Source organism: Mesoterricola sp. MK458 (assembly GCF_055384935.1).
The window spans coordinates 4,077,977-4,096,505 of the sequence record NZ_AP045075.1 but is presented as its reverse complement, the minus strand read 5'-3'; the positions used below and the strand labels follow the sequence as shown (position 1 = coordinate 4,096,505).

At 70.3% G+C, this 18,529-nt stretch carries 17 protein-coding genes; 8 read left to right on the top strand and 9 right to left on the bottom strand.

All coding sequences use genetic code 11. From position 1 onward, the window contains the following. Window positions 1-3 precede the first annotated feature (3 nt). Window positions 4-936, top strand: coding sequence for a methionyl-tRNA formyltransferase (locus ACZ5LB_RS17960; RefSeq protein WP_464603575.1), 933 nt, complete (start codon window positions 4-6; stop codon window positions 934-936). Here ACZ5LB_RS17960 and ACZ5LB_RS17955 read toward each other — a convergent pair. From ACZ5LB_RS17955 to ACZ5LB_RS17935, 5 genes are read right to left on the bottom strand one after another with little or no spacing between them, the layout of a single operon-like run. Next, window positions 917-1,162 carry a 4a-hydroxytetrahydrobiopterin dehydratase gene (locus ACZ5LB_RS17955; protein ID WP_464603574.1) on the bottom strand — a complete coding sequence of 82 codons (246 nt, stop codon included), beginning with the start codon at window positions 1,160-1,162 and terminating at the stop codon, window positions 917-919. The two genes, ACZ5LB_RS17960 and ACZ5LB_RS17955, sit on opposite strands and share 20 nt — an antisense overlap. Next, window positions 1,159-2,709 (bottom strand): aromatic amino acid hydroxylase, encoded by a 1,551-nt coding sequence (locus ACZ5LB_RS17950; RefSeq protein WP_464603573.1) that lies wholly within the window; start codon window positions 2,707-2,709, stop codon window positions 1,159-1,161. Before ACZ5LB_RS17950 ends, ACZ5LB_RS17955 begins: the two co-directional genes overlap by 4 nt. Before the next feature lie 56 nt (window positions 2,710-2,765). After that, window positions 2,766-5,435: a tetratricopeptide repeat protein gene (locus ACZ5LB_RS17945; protein WP_464603572.1), complete on the bottom strand. Its 2,670-nt coding sequence runs from the start codon at window positions 5,433-5,435 to the stop codon at window positions 2,766-2,768. Window positions 5,436-5,488: 53 nt separating this feature from the next. After that, window positions 5,489-5,935 carry a cytidine deaminase gene (locus tag ACZ5LB_RS17940; RefSeq protein ID WP_464603571.1) on the bottom strand — a complete coding sequence of 149 codons (447 nt, stop codon included), beginning with the start codon at window positions 5,933-5,935 and terminating at the stop codon, window positions 5,489-5,491. A 6-nt stretch (window positions 5,936-5,941) separates the two neighbouring features. Then, window positions 5,942-6,868, bottom strand: a complete 927-nt coding sequence (locus tag ACZ5LB_RS17935; protein ID WP_464603570.1) for a DUF58 domain-containing protein — start codon at window positions 6,866-6,868, stop codon at window positions 5,942-5,944. A gap of 84 nt (window positions 6,869-6,952) precedes the next feature. On the opposite strand from ACZ5LB_RS17935, the gene ACZ5LB_RS17930 reads away from it, so the two are divergent. The 4 genes from ACZ5LB_RS17930 to ACZ5LB_RS17915 are packed head-to-tail and all read left to right on the top strand — an operon-like array spanning window position 6,953 to window position 12,088. Continuing rightward, window positions 6,953-8,530 (top strand): amino acid permease, encoded by a 1,578-nt coding sequence (locus ACZ5LB_RS17930; protein WP_464603569.1) that lies wholly within the window; start codon window positions 6,953-6,955, stop codon window positions 8,528-8,530. Window positions 8,531-8,532: 2 nt separating this feature from the next. Next, window positions 8,533-9,165: a riboflavin synthase gene (locus tag ACZ5LB_RS17925; protein WP_464603568.1), complete on the top strand. Its 633-nt coding sequence runs from the start codon at window positions 8,533-8,535 to the stop codon at window positions 9,163-9,165. A 5-nt stretch (window positions 9,166-9,170) separates the two neighbouring features. After that, on the top strand, window positions 9,171-10,175 hold the full coding sequence (locus ACZ5LB_RS17920) for a potassium channel family protein (protein ID WP_464603567.1): 1,005 nt from the start codon (window positions 9,171-9,173) through the stop codon (window positions 10,173-10,175). 32 nt (window positions 10,176-10,207) lie between these two features. Beyond that, window positions 10,208-12,088, top strand: coding sequence for a cation:proton antiporter domain-containing protein (locus ACZ5LB_RS17915; RefSeq protein WP_464603566.1), 1,881 nt, complete (start codon window positions 10,208-10,210; stop codon window positions 12,086-12,088). Window positions 12,089-12,340: 252 nt separating this feature from the next. Here the strand turns inward: ACZ5LB_RS17915 and ACZ5LB_RS17910 are convergent, their stop codons facing one another. From ACZ5LB_RS17910 to ACZ5LB_RS17900, 3 genes are read right to left on the bottom strand one after another with little or no spacing between them, the layout of a single operon-like run. Next, window positions 12,341-13,270, bottom strand: a complete 930-nt coding sequence (locus tag ACZ5LB_RS17910) for a cell division protein FtsX (RefSeq protein WP_464603565.1) — start codon at window positions 13,268-13,270, stop codon at window positions 12,341-12,343. A 1-nt stretch (window position 13,271) separates the two neighbouring features. Beyond that, window positions 13,272-14,414, bottom strand: coding sequence for a hypothetical protein (locus ACZ5LB_RS17905; protein ID WP_464603564.1), 1,143 nt, complete (start codon window positions 14,412-14,414; stop codon window positions 13,272-13,274). Window positions 14,415-14,431: 17 nt separating this feature from the next. Continuing rightward, window positions 14,432-15,490, bottom strand: a complete 1,059-nt coding sequence (locus tag ACZ5LB_RS17900) for a DUF4388 domain-containing protein (RefSeq protein ID WP_464603563.1) — start codon at window positions 15,488-15,490, stop codon at window positions 14,432-14,434. Window positions 15,491-15,642: 152 nt separating this feature from the next. On the opposite strand from ACZ5LB_RS17900, the gene ribB reads away from it, so the two are divergent. Genes ribB through trxA form a run of 3 tightly spaced genes read left to right on the top strand, consistent with a single transcriptional unit; the run spans window position 15,643 to window position 17,573 of the window. Beyond that, window positions 15,643-16,716: a 3,4-dihydroxy-2-butanone-4-phosphate synthase gene (gene ribB, locus ACZ5LB_RS17895; protein ID WP_464603562.1), complete on the top strand. Its 1,074-nt coding sequence runs from the start codon at window positions 15,643-15,645 to the stop codon at window positions 16,714-16,716. Window positions 16,717-16,745: 29 nt separating this feature from the next. Beyond that, window positions 16,746-17,210, top strand: a complete 465-nt coding sequence (locus ACZ5LB_RS17890; RefSeq protein WP_464603561.1) for a Crp/Fnr family transcriptional regulator — start codon at window positions 16,746-16,748, stop codon at window positions 17,208-17,210. Window positions 17,211-17,252: 42 nt separating this feature from the next. Beyond that, entirely contained in the window at window positions 17,253-17,573 is a 321-nt protein-coding gene (trxA, locus tag ACZ5LB_RS17885) for a thioredoxin (protein WP_316413095.1), read from the top strand. 30 nt (window positions 17,574-17,603) lie between these two features. Here the strand turns inward: trxA and ACZ5LB_RS17880 are convergent, their stop codons facing one another. Continuing rightward, entirely contained in the window at window positions 17,604-18,521 is a 918-nt protein-coding gene (locus ACZ5LB_RS17880; RefSeq protein WP_464603560.1) for an ATP-binding protein, read from the bottom strand. Window positions 18,522-18,529 lie beyond the last annotated feature (8 nt).

The window sequence follows — 18,529 nt, the reverse complement described above, 5'->3', positions numbered from 1 at the left end:
CCCGTGCGCGCGGCCTTCCTGGGAACCCCCTCGGCCGCCGTGCCCGCGCTGCGGGCCCTGGCCGGCGCCCGGGGCGTGGCCGCGGTGTTCTGCAACCCCGACCGGCCCCAGGGCCGGGGCCGCCACCTGGAAGCCCCACCGGTCAAGCGGGCCACCCTGGAACTGGGCCTGCCGGTGCACCAGCCCCTTTCCTGGAAGGACCCCGCCACCCGGGAGACCTGGGAGGCGCTGGGCGTCGACCTGGCCGTGGTGGTGGCCTACGGGCACATCCTGCCCCGGTGGATGCTGGACGGCTGCCCCCTGGGCGCGTGGAATCTCCACTTCTCCCTCCTGCCCCGCTGGCGGGGGGCCGCCCCGGTGAACCACGCCATCCTCGCCGGCGACCCGGAGACGGGGGTGGGCCTCATGCGCATCACCCCCGGCCTGGATGAAGGCCCCGTGCTGGCCCAGACCCGGCGACCCATTGGACTGGCCGACACCGCCGACGCCCTCCTGGACGCCCTGGCCCAGGATGCCGCCGGCCTGCTCCTGGAGCACCTGCCCACCCTGGAGGCGGGCACCGCCCACCCCGTCCCCCAGGACGGCGCGGGCGCCACCACGGCCTCCAAGCTGCACAAGGGCATGGCGCCCCTGGACCCCGAACTGCCCGCCCTGCGCCTGCACCGCCAGGTGAGGGGCCTCCACCCCTGGCCCGGCGCCGAGCTCTCCTTCCGGGACACCACCCTCAAGGTCTGCGCCGTGGGGGGCCTGCGCCCGGACGGAGCCCCGGCGGGCACCCTGGTCTGGAACCGGGACGGCGCCTGGCTCACCGCCGGGGACGGCACGGCCCTGGAGCTCACCCTCCTGCAGCGCCCGGGCAAGCCGGTGCAGCCCGCGGCCCAGGCCCTGCAGCCCTGGGGCGCCTCGGGATCGGGCTCTACACGCCGAACGGTTTGACCGCCTCGTCGAAGCGGGCCGCGAGGGTGTGGTCCTTCTCCGTCACGTGCCCGGCGTCGTGGGTGGTGAGGGTGATGCGCACGTAGCCCCACCCGAAGGCGATGTCCGGATGGTGGTTCATGGCCTCGGCGGGGGCCACGAGGCGGCTCACGATGTTGAACGCCGTCATGAAATCGGGGGTGCGGATCTCCCGCACGAGGCTGTTGTCCTTCTCGGTCCAGGTCATGGATCCTCCGGGTCGTCGAGTTCTTGTGAGGCGGCGGGGGTGAGAAGTTCCTGCACCTCCTGGGCCAGGAGCCAGTCCCCGGGAAAGTCCGCCAGGGCCGTCTGGATCTCCCGCAGGCGCCCGGGGGGGGCCTCCCCGCGCGTGCGCATGGCCCGCACCTCCCCGTAGAGGGCGGCGAGCTCCGGGGGCAGGGTCCCGGCCTTGCGCTGCCGCGCCAGACGTTCGGCCTCCCCCGGGGGGCCGTCGCCGAAGTGCCGGTCCCAGGCTTCGGGATCGGCCGGACCGCCGGCCACGCTGGGAAGTTTGCCGGCCAGGAAAAGCAGCGCGCGGGAGGGAAGGTCCACGGGCCCGGCCGCGGTGGATCCCTTGAGGTCGATGGCCTCGTCCCCGCCCGGCCTGAACCCGCACAACCGCACCCCACCGGGCAGGTCCAGGGCGAAGGGCCCGGAATCGGGCAGCGCCCCGGCGCCGAAGGCCACCAGCGCCTGCCCCAGCCAGGGAGGCCCCAGGGCCTGCCCGCCCCGGGAGACCAGCACCGGTCCGTCCAGGCCCACGATGCCCGCCACCCGGCGTGCCACCCGCCCGGTGATCTCCAGGCCCGTGTCCAGCACCAGGTGGTTGACGGTGCCCGAGCGCAGGGCCTCCCGCAGCCCGTGGAGACCGCCGCGCTTCCAGCTGAGCGTGGCCTCGAAGGCGTCCAGCACCTCGAAGAGGTGCCCGAAATCCCGGGCCACGTAGAGCCGGGGCTGCATGGTGGTGATGTCGAAGTCCCGGTCCACGCAGTCCAGGGAGAGGGGGACCTTCTCCACCTCCGGGGTGAGGCAGTGCGCCGCCTCGCCCAGGGAGCTGAGGATGCCGGCGCCGTAGATGCGAGGGTCCTCCAGGCTCCCCACGAGGCCGTACTCCGCCGTCCACCAGTAGAGGCGGCTGGCGCGGGCGCTTTCGCTCACGTAGGTCCGGCTGGCCTGGGCCGCCTCCAGCCGGGCCTGGGCCAGGGCCTCGTCCCCGGGGGTGCTGGCGGGGTCCTCCTTCACGACGCTGAGGTGGCGCACCGCCTCGTACACGGCCTGGTCCTCCCGGCTGGCGATGGCCTTGAAGCCCGCCACGCCGCAGCGCTTGACGTAGGCCGCGTAGTGGGGGTCGGCGAGGATGGGCGCGTGGCCCGCGCTCTCATGGACGATGTCGGGGGCCGGGGTGTAGGCGATGTGGTCCGCGGAGCGGATGTCGGCCGCGATGGCCAGCACCCCCAGGGACTGCATCTCCGTGAAGACCGCCGGGGGGATGAACCCCCGCACCCCCACGGCGCGCCAGCCGATCCGGGAAAGCCGCGCGTCCATCTCCTCCAGGCTGGGGATGGTTTCCACGCCGATCCCCGCCGCCGCGAGCCCCTCCAGGTAGCTGGGGTGGGCGCGGTCCTTGAGGTGGGCCGTGAGCCGCGTGAGGATGTGGCGCCACACGGCCTGGTCCCGGGGGGTGTAGTCCCCGTAGTCCTGGGGCACGACGTAGCGCGCCAGGTGGGGGGGGAGGAGCGTTTCGGGAGTGGCCATTGAAGCCTCACACTCCCTAAAGATAGAGTCTCAGGCTCAGGTTCGGGCCGGATTTCTCACTGCATCATGCGGGCCACGTCCCGGTAGTCCGGGTCCAGCCCGGCCACGATGCGGAATTCATCGAGGGCCTCGTCCTTGTGCCCCTTCTCCAGGAGCAGGACGCCCAGGTCGTAGTGGAGTCCCAGGGCGTCCTCCGGCGGGAAGCCCGGGGCGTCGATGCCCTGGCGGAGCCAGGCCGCGGCGGCGTCGGCGTCGTTCTGGGCCAGTTCGCAGATGGCGAGCATGGAGCAGCACTCCAGGGTGCGCTCGGGGTCGCGCATGGCCTTCTTGAACTCCTCGATGGCGGGCTCCAGCAGGAGCATCTCCTTGTAGGCGATGCCCAGGTTGTAGTGGGTGTCGTAGTCGTCGCCCTTGACCTGCTGCTCCACCCCCTCGCGGAAGGCGTTGAACAGCTCGTCCACGCTCTGGATCTTCTCCACCACGTTGGTGGCGTCGTGCATCTCCTCGCCTTCGCCGGATTCCAGGAGGGCGTCGCCCAGCACGTCGGAAAGGTCGAAGAAGGAGTGCTCGAAATCCTTCTCGGACAGCACCTCGGCCCCGGCCTTCTTGCCAAGGCGCTGCAGGGCGGTCTCCGCCTGGTCCAGGCGGCTGAGCAGTTCGGGGTGGCGGGGGTGGATCTGGAGGGCGCACTCGATCTCGATCTTGGCTTCCTCCGGGCTCCCGTAGTCCAGCTGGAAGTCGATGTCGGAAAGGGACGCGGCCAGGTCCGCGCTCACCTCCACGGGCTCGGCGGGGGGCGGTTCCGTGGGGAACGGCAGGGGCTCCAGCTCCAGGGGAGGCAGCTCCTCGGCGCCGGCGGCGGTGATCTCGGACCACTCGTACTCGGGCTGGCTGGGGTAGGCTCCGGTGGTGGAGGCCGGAGGCTGGGGCTGGGACTGGGGCTCGGGCGGGGGCTCCAGGGCCTCCCAGGCGGGAATGTCGAAGCCCGCCAGGAAGGGCTCGGGGGCGGGCGGAAGCTCCAGGGCCTCGATGGGCTGCACGGGCTCGGGGACCACGGGCACGCCGGCCCGGTCCAGGTCCAGGGCGATGGGGATGATCTCCTGGATGGGCTCCAGCTCCAGGGGGAGCACCGGCAGCTCCTCCACCGGCGCCGGCAGCGCGATGGGCGGGGCCACCGGGCGGGGCTGGGCCTCCATGAGGCCGAGGTTGCGCCGGTACAGGCGGGTGGAGCCGGGGAAGATGGCTTCGGCCAGGTCCAGGAGCTCCACCGCCAGGGCCTTGTTCCCCAGCTCCGCAAGCTTCTCGGCCTGCTTGACGTAATGCATCTGGACCTTGCTCAGGACCCCGGTGCCCCGGTGGATCTCGGCGATGCGCACGATGGCGTTGTAGTTGGTCGGGTCCAGGTCGAGGATCCGGTTGTAGGTCTCCTGGGCCCGGTCCATGAAGCGGTTCTTCAGGGCATGCTCGGCGTCCCGTTCCAGCTGCTGGATCTGCATGCGCCGGGCCACGTCCACGTCCGAGTGCTCGGAGGGGGCCTCGGCGCCGGGGCCGTAGGTGGCCGTGGGCGGGGCCGTGGAGGTCATGACCGCGGGGGCCTCGTCCAGGTCCTTGATGCCCATGCCGGTGAGCTGGGCGCGGAGCTGGCCCGCCACCTCCTCGTCGTCCTTGGACAGGGCGAAGGCGTAGGCCCGGCGCAGGTGTTCCACCTGCTCGACCCGGTTCCCGGACTGGTGGGCGATGTCGGCCAGCTGGATCCAGGCCTCGGCGTTGAGGGCGCCGTGCAGCCCGCCCCGCAGGGCCTTGGCGGCGGCCTCGCCCAGGCCGCGCCGGCCGAATTCGCGCCCGATGGGCTTGAAGAGCTTCAGGGCCTCGGCGACGTTCCCGCCCCGCACCATCTCCCGCAGGGCGCGCTCGGCCAGGACCAGGGACTTCTCGGGAAGCTGGGGCACCTCGCAGAGGGCCTCCAGGGCCCGGTCCGGCGCCTTGGACTGCAGCTCCACCTCGGCCAGCGCGTCCAGGAGCTCCGGGGAGCGGGGGTTGGCCGCGAGGCCCTCCCGCAGGTGGGCGGCGGCGGCGGGGAGGTCCTTCTGGATCACCGAGAGGCGGGACTGGGTGAGGAACACCTGGGGGGTGGACACCATGGTCTTGGCCCGCTCCAGGATCTGGCCGGCCTCCACGTGCATCTGCTCCAGGGCCAGGGCCTCGGCTACCTCCAGGTAGATGGCCGCGGCCTTCTCGCGCATGCCCTCCTTGTTGTAGAGGTCGGCCAGCTTCACCTTGTTCTTGAGGTTCTTGGGGTCAAGGTCCACGACCTTGGCGAACTCCTCCAGGGCGCGCTTGAGCAGGCCCTTCTTGGTGAAGGATTCCGCCACCTCGATGTGGATCTGGATAGCGTCCTTGACCATGTTGGTCTGGCGGTACAACTCGGCCAGCCGCTCGCAGATGTCCAGGTCCTCGGGCGCGGTGCGGTGGGCCTTCTTGAACACGGCGCTGGCCTTGGCGTTGAAGCCGCCCCGCTCGAAGCCCATGCCCGCGCGCTTGAACATGTCGATGGCTTCGGGGACCTTGCCGGCCTGCAGGTAGGCATCCCCCACCCGGTTCATGAGGTTGAAGTCGTCGGGCTTGTCATCGATGAGCTTGAGGAACTCGTCAATGGCGCGATCGAGCCGGCCCTGGCCCATGAAGGTCTCGGCCTGCTTCTGGATCTTGGCTCGGTCAATGGCCATTGCGCGCCTCTGGAATGCGGACCGGAAGGAACTCCCGGTGGCTCAAGGATGGATCAAGCGTTGAGGTTGCGCACCGTGAAAGCGTGCGGCAGGAGGTCGGCCAGGCTGTGGAGGGTCCGGTGGTGGCGGTTCACCAGCAGGATGGGCAGGTCGTCGGCGAACTCCGCCAGCACCTGGCGGCAGGCGCCGCAAGGGGGGGTGAGGGTGGGGGCCTCGGTGACCACCACCAGGGCCTTCAGCTCCCCGGGCTTCATGCCCTGGGCCACCGCGGCGCAAATGGCGGTGCGCTCGGCGCAGAGGGAGGAGGGGTAGGCCGCGTTCTCGACGTTGCAGCCGGAGACGATCCCGCCTCCGGCGCGGAGGAGGGCCGCGCCCACGTGGAAATTGGAATAGGGGGCGTGGGCATGCTCCCAGCCCTTCCATGCCGCCTCCACCAGGGCGTCCCATGCGTGGGACTGGGGGTCGTTGAAGTACATGTCCACCTCGATGCGAATAGTCAATTCATCCTAGTCAAATTCCGGCCCCCTGCACAGGCCTCCCGCCTGGGCCCGGGCCAGGGCCCGCCAGCAGCGGGTCGGACCCTCCAGTTCCACCCGCCCGTCCCGGCCCCGGAGGTCCAGGAAGACCTGGCGACGCTGGAGGCGGGCCTGGAGGACGCTTCCCGAGAGCACCTCCAGCTCCTTCTCGAAGGCCTCCCCCGGCCCCCAGGCCTCCAGATCCAGCCCCAGCCGCACCCCGGCGGGCGCCTCGTCCTCGAAGGTGCGCACCCAGGGCGCCCCCCGCTGGGCGGTGCGCTTCCAGTGCACGCGGCTCAGGGGATCCCGTTCACGGAAGGGCCGGGCGCCGTCCGGGCTGGCCGACCCGGGCAGGGACCGGGGCCGGCTCCGGTCCCCCTCCGCATCCTGGCGCGGGGGGAGGGAGCGGGGATGGGGAAGGATGAGGATGCGCTGCTCCAGGGGAAACCGCCAGGCCTTCTCCAGGAACCCGAAGGGAAAGGCCGTGCGGAATTCCACGGAGCGCAGCGCCGCCCAGCCCCTGCGGGCGGCCTTGACGTGGAGGGTGGCCACGGCCTCCCGGGCTCCCTCGCCGCCGGCCAGGAACCCCGGCTCGACCCGGGCGTCCTCCAGGTCCAGGTGGATCTCCACGCCCCGCACCCGGGCCGGGGCGTCGTTCCGGAACCGCACCCGCACCCCGCCCCGCACGCGGGCGAAGACGTTGCCTTCCTCCACCCGCAGCAGGTGGAGGCCCTGGATGGCGCGCCGGCTCACCCACCCCGAGGCCAGGAACAGCCCCAGCATCAGCGAGAAGACCAGGTAGAGGAGGTTGTTGCCGGTATTCACCGCCGCCGCGCCCATGCCCGCCATGGCCACGAGGTACTGGAATCCCAGCCGTGTCACGGAGAGCCGCAGACGCTTGTCCCGCCACAGGTCCATTCAGGTCTTTCCCCACGTGCCGCGCTTTGCCATTACCATGAACCAAGCCCACCCCAATTCAAGAATGACGCCAGGACATTGACCATGCTGAAAAAACTTTTCCGCTCGAAGTCCCTCGAATCCCTCCGGGCCCAGGCGGATGAACCCGAGCACCAGCTCAAGAAGAACCTCGGCACCTTCGACCTGACCATGTTCGGCATCGGGGCCATCATCGGCGCGGGCATCTTCTCCAGCATCGGCACGGCCGCGGCCGGGAACCTCGCCGACGGGCGCTGGCCCGCGGGGCCCGCCCTGGTCGTCAGCATCCTCCTGGTGGCCGTGGGCTGCGGGTTCACGGCCCTGGCCTACGCGGAGTTGGCGTCCATGATCCCGGTCTCGGGCTCGGCCTACACCTACGCCTTCGCCACCATGGGCGAGCTCATGGCCTGGATCATCGGCTGGGACCTCCTCCTGGAATACGCCGTAAGCAACGTGGCCGTGGCCATCTCCTGGGGCGACTACGCCCGCAGCTTCCTGGCCAACGTCCTGAACATCCGCATCCCGGGCTGGCTCGCCATGGACCCCAGGAGCGCCCTGTCGCTGGTCCACGGGACGCCGCCGGCCTCGATCTCCCACAAGCTCGAGGTGCTGGCCCAGGCCCGGGCCGGCCACCTGGACGGGGCGGCCTACTTCGCCAACTGGGACGTCCTGAGGGACGCGCCCCTGGTCCACGGTTTCCCGGTCACCATCAACCTGCTGGCGGTGGTCATCACCGTCCTCGTCACCTACCTGGTGTACCTGGGCATCAAGGAGAGCGCCCGCGCCAACGCGGTCATGGTGGTGCTCAAGGTGGCCATCCTCCTGGCGGTGGTGGCCATCGGCTTCCGCTTCGTGCACCCGGAGAACTGGCATCCCTTCGCCCCCCACGGCTTCAAGGGCATCCAGGCGGGAGCCGCCATCATCTTCTTCGCCTTCATCGGCTTCGACGCCGTGAGCACCACGGCCGAGGAATGCAGGGACCCGGGCCGCAGCCTGCCCCGGGGCATCCTCTTCTCCCTGGGCATCTGCACGGTCATCTACGCCCTGGTGGCCCTGGTGGTCACGGGCATGCTGAAGTACACCCAGCTGGCCGGCAAGGCCGACCCGCTGGCCTACATCTTCACCCAGAACAACATGGCCGGCGTGGCGGGCGTGATCTCGTTCGGGGCGGTCATCGCCACCACCGCCGCCCTCCTCGTGTACCAGGTGGGCCAGCCCCGCATCTTCATGGCCATGAGCCGGGACGGGCTTCTCGGCCCCTGGTTCGGGAGACTCAGCCGCACCCACCGCACCCCGAGCAACGCCACCTTCCTCACCGGCGTGCTGGTGGCGGTGCCCGCGGCGCTGCTCAACATCGACGAGGTGGTCGAGCTCACCAACATCGGGACGCTCTTCGCGTTCTCCGTCGTGTGCGGCGCGGTCATGATCCTGCGCCTGCGCCGGCCCGAGGCCCCGCGGCGCTTCCGCATGCCCTGGATCTTCGTGCTGGCCCCCGCCGGCATCCTGGCCTGCGTCTGGATCGCCAAGGGCCTTCCCTGGGTCACCTGGGTCCGGTTCGTGGCGTGGCTCGCCATCGGCCTCGTGATCTATTTTGCCTATGGCCAGCGCAACAGCGTGCTGCAAACTGGAGCCGAGGAAGCCTAGCCATGTTCACCGGTCTCGTACGCCATCTCGGAACCCTGGAAGCCCGCCAGCCCCGCGCCGGGGGGGCCCGGCTCGTCATCGCCGCCGCCCCCGAGCTCCTGGAACGGGCCGAGGAAGGGGCCAGCATCTGCACCAACGGCGCCTGTCTCACGGCGGTGGGCCGGGACGCGCGCACCTGGCAGGCCGACCTTTCCGAGGAGACCCTCCTGAAGACCACCCTGGGGCGCCTGGCGCCCGGGGCCATGCTGCACCTGGAGCCCAGCCTGCGCGTGGGCGACCCCCTGGACGGGCACCTGGTCTCGGGCCACGTGGACGGCGTGGGCCGGCTCCTGGAGCGCACCCGCGGGGAGGGGCTGTGGCGCTTCTCCATGCCCGCGGACCTGGCCCCCATGACCGCGCCCAAGGGTTCCATCGCCGTGGACGGTCTTTCCCTGACGGTGGTGGACTGCGGCCCGGACTGGTTCACCGTCGCCCTCATCCCCGAGACCGTGCGCCGCACGCGCCTGGAGGGAATGGCCGAAGGCGCCGAGGTGAACCTCGAGGCCGATCCCGTGGGACGCTTCGTGGCGCGGGCCCTGGCCACGCGGGAGACCGAAGGCAGGCTCTCCCGGTTCGCCCGGGACGGGTGGGGCTAGGCCTCATGAAGGAACTCCCGCCCATCCGGCGCCTGGCCCAGTCCCTCTGGCTCCTGACGGTCGTGTCCGTGGCGGGGGCCGTGGGGTTCCACCTGCTGGACCACGCGCGGTGGCTGGACGGGTTCTACTTCGCCATCACCACCCTGGTGGGGTTCCGCGACGCGCACCCCGCGGGGCCCGGGCTCAAGATCTTCACCATGGTCTACCTCATCGCCGGGCTCGTGGTGGTGGGCATGGCCTTTTCCAATCTCCTGGCCCTCCTGCTGGAGGGGGACCTCAAGGGGTACTTCCTGGAGCGACGCATGCAGAGACGCCTCAACGCCCTCAAGGACCACATCATCGTGTGCGGGTTCGGCAAGACGGGCTTCCAGGCCGCCTGGGAGCTCAAGCAGGTGGGGGTCCCCTTCGTCCTCATCGAGAAGGACGAGAGCAAGAGCCACAACGCCCGGTTCGAGGGGGAACTCTTCCTGGTGGGCAACGCCATGGACGAGGTGATGCTGGAACGGGCCGGCATCACCCGGGCCCGGGGCCTGATCACCACGCTCCAGACCGATGCCGACAACGTGCTGGTGACCCTCACGGCCCGGCAGATGAACCCGGCGCTCTCCATCGTGGCCCGCTCCACCAAGCTGGGCACCGAGAACAAGCTCAAGGCCGCCGGCGCCGACCACATCGTGAGCCCCTACGAGATCGGGGGCCGGCGCATGGCCTCCCTCCTGCTGACGCCGGACCTTCTCAACTACGTGGACGTCATCCTCGACAAGAAGCAGATGGAAATGGCCATCGAACACATCCTCGTGCGGCCCGAGTCCTTCCTGGTGGGGAAGACCATGCGCGAGGTGCGCCTGCGGGATCGCACCGGCGCCCTGATCGTGGGCATCAACCGCCCCATGGAGGGCCTGCGCTTCAACCCCACCGGCGCCGAGGTGTTCGAGGCCGGGGACGTGCTCCTGGCCATGGGCAGCCATGAGTCCCTGGACGCCCTGGTGAAGGTTTCCCGTGGCGTCTGAAACGTAACCAGCCCTTGCCGCACCCCTGGAACATGGCGTCCAACCCGCACCTGCTGATCGTCGACCTGGCCACCGTCCTGGGCGTGGCGGCCCTCACCACCCTGCTTTTCCGCCGCCTGCGCCAGCCCGCGGTGCTGGGCTACCTCCTGGCGGGCCTCATCGTGGGACCCCACGTCCCGGTGCCCCTGGTGGCCCACGTGCAGAACGTCCAGACCCTGGCCGAGCTGGGCGTGATCCTGCTGATGTTCTCGGTGGGCCTGGAATTCGATTTCCGCAAGCTGGCCCGGGAGGGGATCCCGGCCGTGTTCCTGGGGGTGGTCCAGGTGGGCCTGACCACCTGGCTGGGCTTCCTCGCCGGCCGCGGCCTGGGCTGGGGCCAGCGGGAGAGCGCGCTCACCGCCGCCGCCCTGGCGGTGTCGAGCACCATGATCATCGCCAAGGTCTTTGAGGAGCACGGCACCCGGGGGCCCTTCCGGGACCTGGTGTTTTCGGTGCTGGTGGTGCAGGACCTCTTCGCCATCCTGCTCCTGGCCGGGCTGGACACCTCGTCGGCGGCCGCCGGGGGCGTGGGCTGGGCCCTGGCGCGGGTGGGGCTCTTCCTGGCCGGCCTGCTGGGGCTGGGCGGGCTGCTCCTGCCCCCTCTGCTGCGCTGGGCCGCGGACCACGGCCGGGACGAGACCCTGCTCGTGGCCGCGGTGGGGGCGTGCTTCACGTGCGCCGTGCTGGCCTCCAAGTTCGGCTGTTCCCCGGCCCTGGGGGCCTTCGCGGCCGGGATGCTGGCGGCCGGAAGCCGCCGGGTGCGTCCTATCGAGCGCCTGGTGCTGCCCGTGCGGGACCTCTTCGGCGCCATCTTCTTCGTGGCCGTGGGCATGCTCATGGACCCGCGGCTCCTGGCCGCCCAGGCGGGCCCCATCCTGCTCCTGTCGGCCGTGGTGCTCCTGGGCAGCGCCGCCGGCGGCGCCCTGGGCGCGGCCGCCGCGGGGATCCCCGCCCCTTCCGGCCTCCGGGTGGGCCTGACCCTGGCCCAGCCCGGCGAGCTCTCCTTCGTCCTGGTGGGGGTGGGCGCCGCGGCCGGCCTACGGTTTCCCCAGGCCCTGCCCGTGGTGGTGGGGGTGGCCTTCGTCACGGCCGTGGCGGGGCCGTTCTTCTTCCGCCGGGGGGAAGCCATCGCCCGGGGCTTCGACCGCCTCATCCCCGCCCCCGTACACCGGTCACTCGTTCGGATCCACGGCTGGACCCAGGGCCTCCGTGGGCGCTTGCCCGGCGCCACCCCCTACCCCGCCGTCGGCTACCTGTTCCTGGACGCCCTGCTCTTCAACGCCCTGGCCATCGGCGCCATCCAGGTGCGCCACCACCCCCTGGCCACGGCCCACCCCCTGGCGGCCGGGGCCCTGGCGGCCACGGGCCTGGCCTTCCTGGGCTGGGCCCTTTACCGCCGGACGGGCCAACTGGCCGGCACCCCCGCGCTCCAGGGCGCCCTGCTCCTGGCCCTGGCCACCCCGAGCCTCGCCGTCCTCCAGCCCCTCCTTCCCCAGGGCCCCGCCCTGGCCCTGGCGGCGGGCACCCTGGTGTGCGTGGCCATTCTCGGCCGGATCCCCAGGCGAAGCGCCACCCTCGGCTCCCAGTGGCTCCTGGAGAGCGTCCGGCGCCCCTGGCGGGAGGCGCCCCCCGAGGCGGACCGGATCCTGGCCGCCCTGCCCCTCGCCCCCGGGTGCCCCTTCGCCGGCCGCCCCCTGGGCGACCTGGAACTGGCCCTGGAACGGGCCCCCAGCCCCGCCCTGGTCGCCGTCGAACGCGCCGGCCAATGGCTCCCCGCCTCCCCGGGAATCAAGCTCCAGGCGGGCGACCGGATTGCCCTGAACGGCACCCCCGCCGCCCTGGCGGCAGCCGAGGGTCTGCTCCGGGGCGTCTAGTGCAGGCCGCCGGAAATACATGGAACCATCTGCAATTCCAGGCCCCTATAAGGGGGTGACAGAGTGGCGCATGCGGGGTGGGTTCCGGCCCCAAATAGGGGAGGCTTTGGATATCGGCAAGAACCCGTTGTCTCGGAAGCCGGGTGAAAAGACGTATCGCCGAGGCGATAAGCATTTTCTCAAAACCTTCGACCAGATTGGATTCTGCAGAGCCAAAGACCCCTTACGGGGCGCGATGTGGGGACCCGAACCCTAGGCCCCCCGCTGCTCCATCAGGGCTTCGGACTTGCGCATGGCCCGCTGGGTGCTCCAGAAGCCCCACAGGGCGCCCAGGGCGCCGGTGGCGGTTCCGATCAGGCCCATGAGGGCGACGTTGCCGGGGGAGAAGAAGCCGAGCCTCGCCAGTTCCACCAGGAGCGGCGACAGGCGGCCCACGCCGTGGGCCACGGGCCACCAGAGGCCCAGCAGGCCCAGGACGGCCACCATGCTGGCCAGGAGGCCCAGCACGCCGCCCTCCACCAGGAGGGGCGTCCGGATGAAACCTTCGGTGGCGCCCACGAGGCGCATGATGGTGATCTCCTCCTCCCGGGTCATGATGCACATGCGGATGACGTTGCCGGTGGCGAACCCCGCGGCCACCAGCAGGAGGACGCCGAAGGAACTCAGGGCCGAGCGCACGAGGCGGGCGGTTTTCTGGAGGCCCTCCAGGCGCTCCTGGTCCACCACCACGTCGCCCACCCCGGGCAGGGTGCGCAGGCTCTCGCCCACCTCAATGGCCCTCCGGGCGGCCAGCAGGTCCTGGCGCAGGCTCAGCTCCAGGGTCTCGGGAATGGGCTCGCCCAGGCTCTTGAGCATGAGGCCGGCGTCGCGGGTGGTTTCCAGGAAGCGCCGGGTGGTCTCCTGGGAGGAGATGCGCCGCACGGAGGCGAAGCGCGGGTCCCGCCGGAGCTGGCTTTCGGCCTGGTCCAGGCCGCCGCCCTCGTTGGCGAAGACGGTGATGCGGGCCAGGCCCTCCATGCGCGAGACCCAGCGGTCCAGGCCCTGCACCACCAGGAGGCCGCCGCCGGCCAGGAGGAGACCCGAGGCCAGGGTGAGCACCGCCAGGAAGTGCTGGCCCCGGTGGCGGAACAGATCGTTGATCACGTCGCGCGCCAGCAGGCCCAGAAGCCGCAGGAAGACCATCCTACTTGCTCCCGTCCAGGGCCAGGCCCCGGATTTCCACGCCGGTGGGCAGGCGGTAGCTCACCGAGGCCGCCTTGGACGAAGGGCCCTTCCACACCCGCAGGAGGTTGGTGCCGGTGCCCGAGTTGGTCGTGGAGGAGGTGAAGTCCGCCCCCACCATCCAGTCCTTGATGCGGGCATGGGCGATGACGCGCAGTGCGGCCAGGGCCGTGGCCGTGTCGGGCAGCGCGTCGTAAGGGGCCTGGTTCATGTTGCCCACCGTGAACTGGCCCTGGTTGATGGCCAGCACCGCCTTGCCGGAGGCGATGGGCCGGGCCACGTAGAGCCGGTTGAAGGTGGCGTCGTACGCCATGGAGGCGTAGGCGGGGGTGGTGGAGCCGTCCCACAGGAGGGTGTTGGGGCCCACGAGCACCTGGGTGTTGAACTGGAAGGCGCTGCCCGAGGAGAGGCGGAGGCGCGGCCCGGTGTTCTGCACGCCCAGGGTGTCGGGCACCACCGAACCGCTGCGGAAGAAGCCCACGAGGTTTCCCGATCCCGCCGCCGCGATGGCGGCGCCGCCGGTGTCCTGGGTGATGGTGCTGTCCATGTAGGTGCCCGGGGGGGCCACCCCGCCGGGGAGGATGGAGCCGGGGTTGGCGATGGTCCAGATGCGCCAGGCATTGCTCGAGCCCGTCTCCAGCACGTAGAGGGAACCGGTGGAGGTGTCCATGGCGGCCTGGGAGAACACGGACGACGCGAGGCGGTCGCTGCTGCTGTTGCCCAGGGTGAAGCTGGCCACGTCCAGGGTCGACGTGAGGGTGCCGTTCTGGGTGCTGGCGTTGTTCACGCGCACGACGTTGCCGTTCTCGTCCACGAGGTAGAGGGTGTTGGCGCTGGGGTTCAGGACCATCCCCCCCCAGGCCAGCGTGCCCAGGTTCGTGATGACGTCGGCCTTGATGACCCGGGCCGAGGACGGGACGGCGCTGTCGGCCGCGAGGTTGGCGATGGTGTTGATGTCGTCCCAGGCCAGGATCTGGTGGCCGGCGTTGTCGTAGACGTAGAGCGGCGTGGTGCCGGTGTCGCCGGGCTTGGGGTCCACGCACGCCAGGGCGCCCAGGAGCGCGGGGATGGCGAGAAGGACCGAGGCGGTGCGGGATCGTGTCATGCGGGCTTCCGGGGTTGCTACTTGGCGAACAGGGCCTTGAGGTGGGCGTTGAGGTTCTTGACGGTTTCGCCGTCGCACCCGGCGTCCACGGCTCCCCGCGAGACGGCCAGGGCCAGGTTCTTCACCGCTTCCGGACCTTCGCCGGCCACCAGCTGCTGGTTGGCCTTCGCCTGGAGGCGGTGCACCATCTCGTGGTGCTCGGGCGGCAGGGCGCCCTTGGCCGTCTGGACGATGCGCTGGGTGAAGTTGGTGAGCTTGGCCAGGCGCACGGGGTCCTGGGCGGGAACCATGGGCCGGGGCGCGGCGGCGGGGGGCCGCAGCTCCACGCGCACGGGCATTTCGGGCTCCGCGGGCAGCGCCGGGGATTCCGGGGCGAGACCCATGGGAACCGTGAGCGGCGTGGGCTCCGGAACCGGCAGGGGCTCATGGACCGGCGCGGCTTCCGGCACGGCCGCGGGCTGGACCGGCGGCGGCAGGGGCTTTTCCGCCGCGGGCGCGGGCTTGCCGGGAACGTCCGGACGCTTGCCGCTGCGCACGCCCTTGAGCACCACGTGGCCGCCCATGACGAGTCCGTACAGGTCCTTGGCGATGTTCAGGACCGGCTTTTCCAGCACCTCGGCCAGCTCGGCGACGGTGTAGTACCCGGTGGCCAGGGCCAGGAGCCGGGCCTCGCGGGGGTTCACGCCCGAGGGGGTCTCGCCGGGAAGCAGCGTGGTGTGGGGGTGCAGGTCCAGGGAGGGGATCTTCTGGCTGATGACACGCCACTCGTCCATGCGGCGGTGCATCTCCATGAGGATGGAAGGGTTCGGCTTGGTGATGGTCACCTCGACACCGCCGTCGCTCTCCTCGAAGTGGTAGTGCCCGTCCAGCCACAGGGCCACCTCGTAGATGGCGTCCAGGCCCTCGCAGTCGTTGGAGACGGCGTGGACGATGCGGCCGTCCTTCAGGTAGATGCGCGCCTTGTGCAGCTCCTCCGCGATGTGGAAGCAGCCCGTCTTCCCGCCCTGGCTCACGAGCTGGATGATATCCGGCAGGGGCGCCTCGCGCATGGAACCTTGGATAAGACCCTGGGACATGGAGATCCCCTCTCTCATAAGTGTATGCTTGGACAAAATCCTAGCACGATCCCACGCCGGGTGGTCCCGGACCTTTGATGCCGTGAGCGTTCCGCAGGTTCCCCGGGGCCGGGGTTCACTTCTGAAATACAATCAGGTTTTCGGGATCCGCCGTGACCACACCCTTCTCATCCATCGAAACGGCCATCGAGGCCATTCGCCAGGGCCGGATGGTCGTCGTGGTGGACGACGAGGACCGGGAGAACGAGGGGGACCTCACGCTCGCCGCCGAGCACGTCACGCCCGAAATCATCGCCTTCATGGCCACCCATGGCCGCGGGCTCATCTGCGCGACGCTGGAGGGGCCCCTCCTGGACCACCTGCACATCCCCCAGATGGTCCAGGACAACACCAGCCCCTTCGAGACGGCCTTCTGCGTGAGCGTGGAGGCCCGGGAGGGCACCTCCACGGGCATCTCCGCCCACGACCGCGCGCGCACCATCAAGGCCCTGGTCGCCCCGGGCGCCAAGCCTTCGGACTTCGTCAAGCCCGGGCACGTGTTCCCCCTGCGGGCCAAGCCCGGGGGCGTCCTGGCCCGCACCGGCCAGACCGAGGCGTCCGTGGACCTGGCCCGCCTGGCGGGCCTGCACCCCTCGGGCGTCATCTGCGAAATCATGAAGGACGACGGCACCATGGCCCGGGTGCCCGACCTGGTGCCCTTCTGCGAGCAGTTCAACCTTCCCCTGGTGACCGTGGCCGCCCTGGTGGCCCACCGGTTGCGGGTGGACCCCATCATCCGCCGGGTGGGCACCACGGTGCGCGAGACCGTCTGGGGCTCGCTCAAGGTGCACCGGTTCGAGAGCCTCCTGGACGGCAGCCAGCACTTCGCCTACGTCCTGGGCGAGGTGGAGGGCGGTCCCGCGCCCCTGGTGCGGGTGCACCAGGAGACCCTCCCCGACGACCTGGACGGCTTCGGCAAGCTCATGCCCACGCCCTTCCACGAAGCCATGGACGCCATCCGCTCCGAGGGCCGTGGCGTGCTGGTGTACCTCCGCCGGCCCGGAACCGACCCCGAGATCCCGCCCCAGGCCCCCCTGAGCGACCGGGATGTGGGTGTTGGAGCCCATATCCTTGTATCCCTTGGAGTTAAAGAAATGCGGCTCCTGAGCAGGGCGGAAAAGAAGTATATTGGTCTCCGTGGCTTCGGCCTCGACATCGTCGGCCACGTTCACCTGGACGCCCATTGACCCGAACCCAATTCCTCCGAGATTCTCCGTTGTTCAGGGACCTGGACGGGACGGAGCGCGCCCAGGTCCTCGACATCGGCCAGGTGCGAAGCTACCGGGCGGAGGAGGTCATCTTCCGGGAAGGGGACGCGGGGGATGGGCTGTACATCGTCATCGACGGCTCGGTGCGCATTTCCAAGCACACGGCCACCGGCGAGGAGGCCCTGGCCATCCTCGAACCCAACGCCTTCTTCGGCGAGATGGCCCTGGTGGACTTCTCCACCCGCGCCGCCGACGCCGTGGCCAACGTCCCCAGCGAAGCCTTCTTCATCCCGCTCCGGGAACTGCGGACCCTCATCGAGGCCAACCACGGCATCGCCTTGAAGGTCCTCTACGCCCTCTGCGAAGTCCTCACCCAGCGCCTGCGCGACACCAACGAACGGTACATGACGGTGTTCACGCTTGCCCAATGGGGGGGAGGCATGACCCAGGACAACCTGTTTCCCATTCCATGAGCCGGACTCGGCCGGCCGCTTCTTGAACCATGAAGGAGATCCATGTCAGACCTCGTTAAGCACATCACCGACGCAGACTTCCAGCAGACCGTCGCCACGGGCGTCACCCTCGTGGACTTCTGGGCCCCCTGGTGCGGCCCCTGCCGCATGATCGCCCCCATCCTTGACGAACTGGCGGGTGAGCTCCAGTCCCAGGCCCGCATCGTCAAGATCAACGTCGACGAGAACCCCGTGGTGGCCGGCCAGTTCGGCGTCATGTCCATTCCCACCCTCCTGCTCTTCAAGGACGGCAAGAAGGTCGACCAGAAGGTCGGCGGACAGGCCAAGCCCCAACTCAAGGCCTTCATACAGCAAGCACTCTAAGAACTGAACCGCGCTGACGGGGAGCCCCCGTCAGCGCGGTTCCTTCTTGTTCAGGACCAGGCGGATCTCGTTGCCCTTGGGGTTGTGCACCACCTGGTCCATGACCAGGAGGATCAGCGGGAGACCCCGGCCGCACTGCCTGTTCAGGTCCACGTCGGAAAGGGTGGAGACGGTGGTCACGTCGAATCCCGGACCGGCGTCCCGCACGGTCACCGTGAAGCTCTCGGGCGTGAGGACGCTCTCCACCTCGATGAGCCGGTTGGCGTAGTGCGGATCGGCCAGCCGCTTCTGGAGCTGGGAGGCGTAGGCGTCGGTCTCCGCGAAGATATCGCCCTTCAGCCCGGAATCCAGTTCCAGGCACCCGTGTTCCAGGGCGTTGACCAGCGCCTCGTGGAAGGCCATGGCGATGACGTCCACGTTGGCGGCCTTGGCGAAGCCCATGGGCACGAGGCGGTCCGTGAGATGGGAGACCAGGCTGGGGATGTCCAGCTCCCCGGCCCGGCTCTGGAAGGTGCGCCGTTCCTCGGTCATGCCCCGCAGGCCCGATTCCGCCAGGCGGATCTCCCGGTGGAGGTCCACCAGGTGGAAGACGCTGTTGACCAGCTCCCGGATGGTCAGGGGCTTCTGGAACAGGTTGGAGGCGCCCATGCGCATGGCCCGGATGGCGTAGTCCAGGCTGGCCTGGCCCGTCATGAGCACCACCGGCAGGCCCGGCCGGGTGGCCTTCACGCGGTTGATGACGTCGAAGCCGTCCATGCCCTCCATGTTGATGTCGGAGATGACCAGGTCGAACAGGGGGGAGGCCGGGTCCTCCAGCAGATGGAGCGCGCGGTCCCCCTCCGAGAAGGCGTGCACCTTCATCCCGAAGTGCGTCAGGGCGTCGCCCACCATCCCGAGCACGGCCACATCGTCATCGATCAGGAGGACATTGGGGGGAAGCGTGGTCATGGGCAGTG

Coding starts and splice junctions, on each gene's coding strand:
- ACZ5LB_RS17925 (WP_464603568.1), top strand. CDS start 8,533: ATGTTCACCGGTCTCGTACGCCATCTCGGAACCCTGGAAGCCCGCCAG.
- ACZ5LB_RS17950 (WP_464603573.1), bottom strand. CDS start 2,709: ATGGCCACTCCCGAAACGCTCCTCCCCCCCCACCTGGCGCGCTACGTC.
- ACZ5LB_RS17945 (WP_464603572.1), bottom strand. CDS start 5,435: ATGGCCATTGACCGAGCCAAGATCCAGAAGCAGGCCGAGACCTTCATG.
- ACZ5LB_RS17915 (WP_464603566.1), top strand. CDS start 10,208: ATGGCGTCCAACCCGCACCTGCTGATCGTCGACCTGGCCACCGTCCTG.
- ACZ5LB_RS17920 (WP_464603567.1), top strand. CDS start 9,171: ATGAAGGAACTCCCGCCCATCCGGCGCCTGGCCCAGTCCCTCTGGCTC.
- ACZ5LB_RS17955 (WP_464603574.1), bottom strand. CDS start 1,162: ATGACCTGGACCGAGAAGGACAACAGCCTCGTGCGGGAGATCCGCACC.
- ACZ5LB_RS17880 (WP_464603560.1), bottom strand. CDS start 18,521: ATGACCACGCTTCCCCCCAATGTCCTCCTGATCGATGACGATGTGGCC.
- ACZ5LB_RS17900 (WP_464603563.1), bottom strand. CDS start 15,490: ATGTCCCAGGGTCTTATCCAAGGTTCCATGCGCGAGGCGCCCCTGCCG.
- ACZ5LB_RS17930 (WP_464603569.1), top strand. CDS start 6,953: ATGCTGAAAAAACTTTTCCGCTCGAAGTCCCTCGAATCCCTCCGGGCC.
- ACZ5LB_RS17910 (WP_464603565.1), bottom strand. CDS start 13,270: ATGGTCTTCCTGCGGCTTCTGGGCCTGCTGGCGCGCGACGTGATCAAC.
- ACZ5LB_RS17905 (WP_464603564.1), bottom strand. CDS start 14,414: ATGACACGATCCCGCACCGCCTCGGTCCTTCTCGCCATCCCCGCGCTC.
- trxA (WP_316413095.1), top strand. CDS start 17,253: ATGTCAGACCTCGTTAAGCACATCACCGACGCAGACTTCCAGCAGACC.
- ACZ5LB_RS17935 (WP_464603570.1), bottom strand. CDS start 6,868: ATGGACCTGTGGCGGGACAAGCGTCTGCGGCTCTCCGTGACACGGCTG.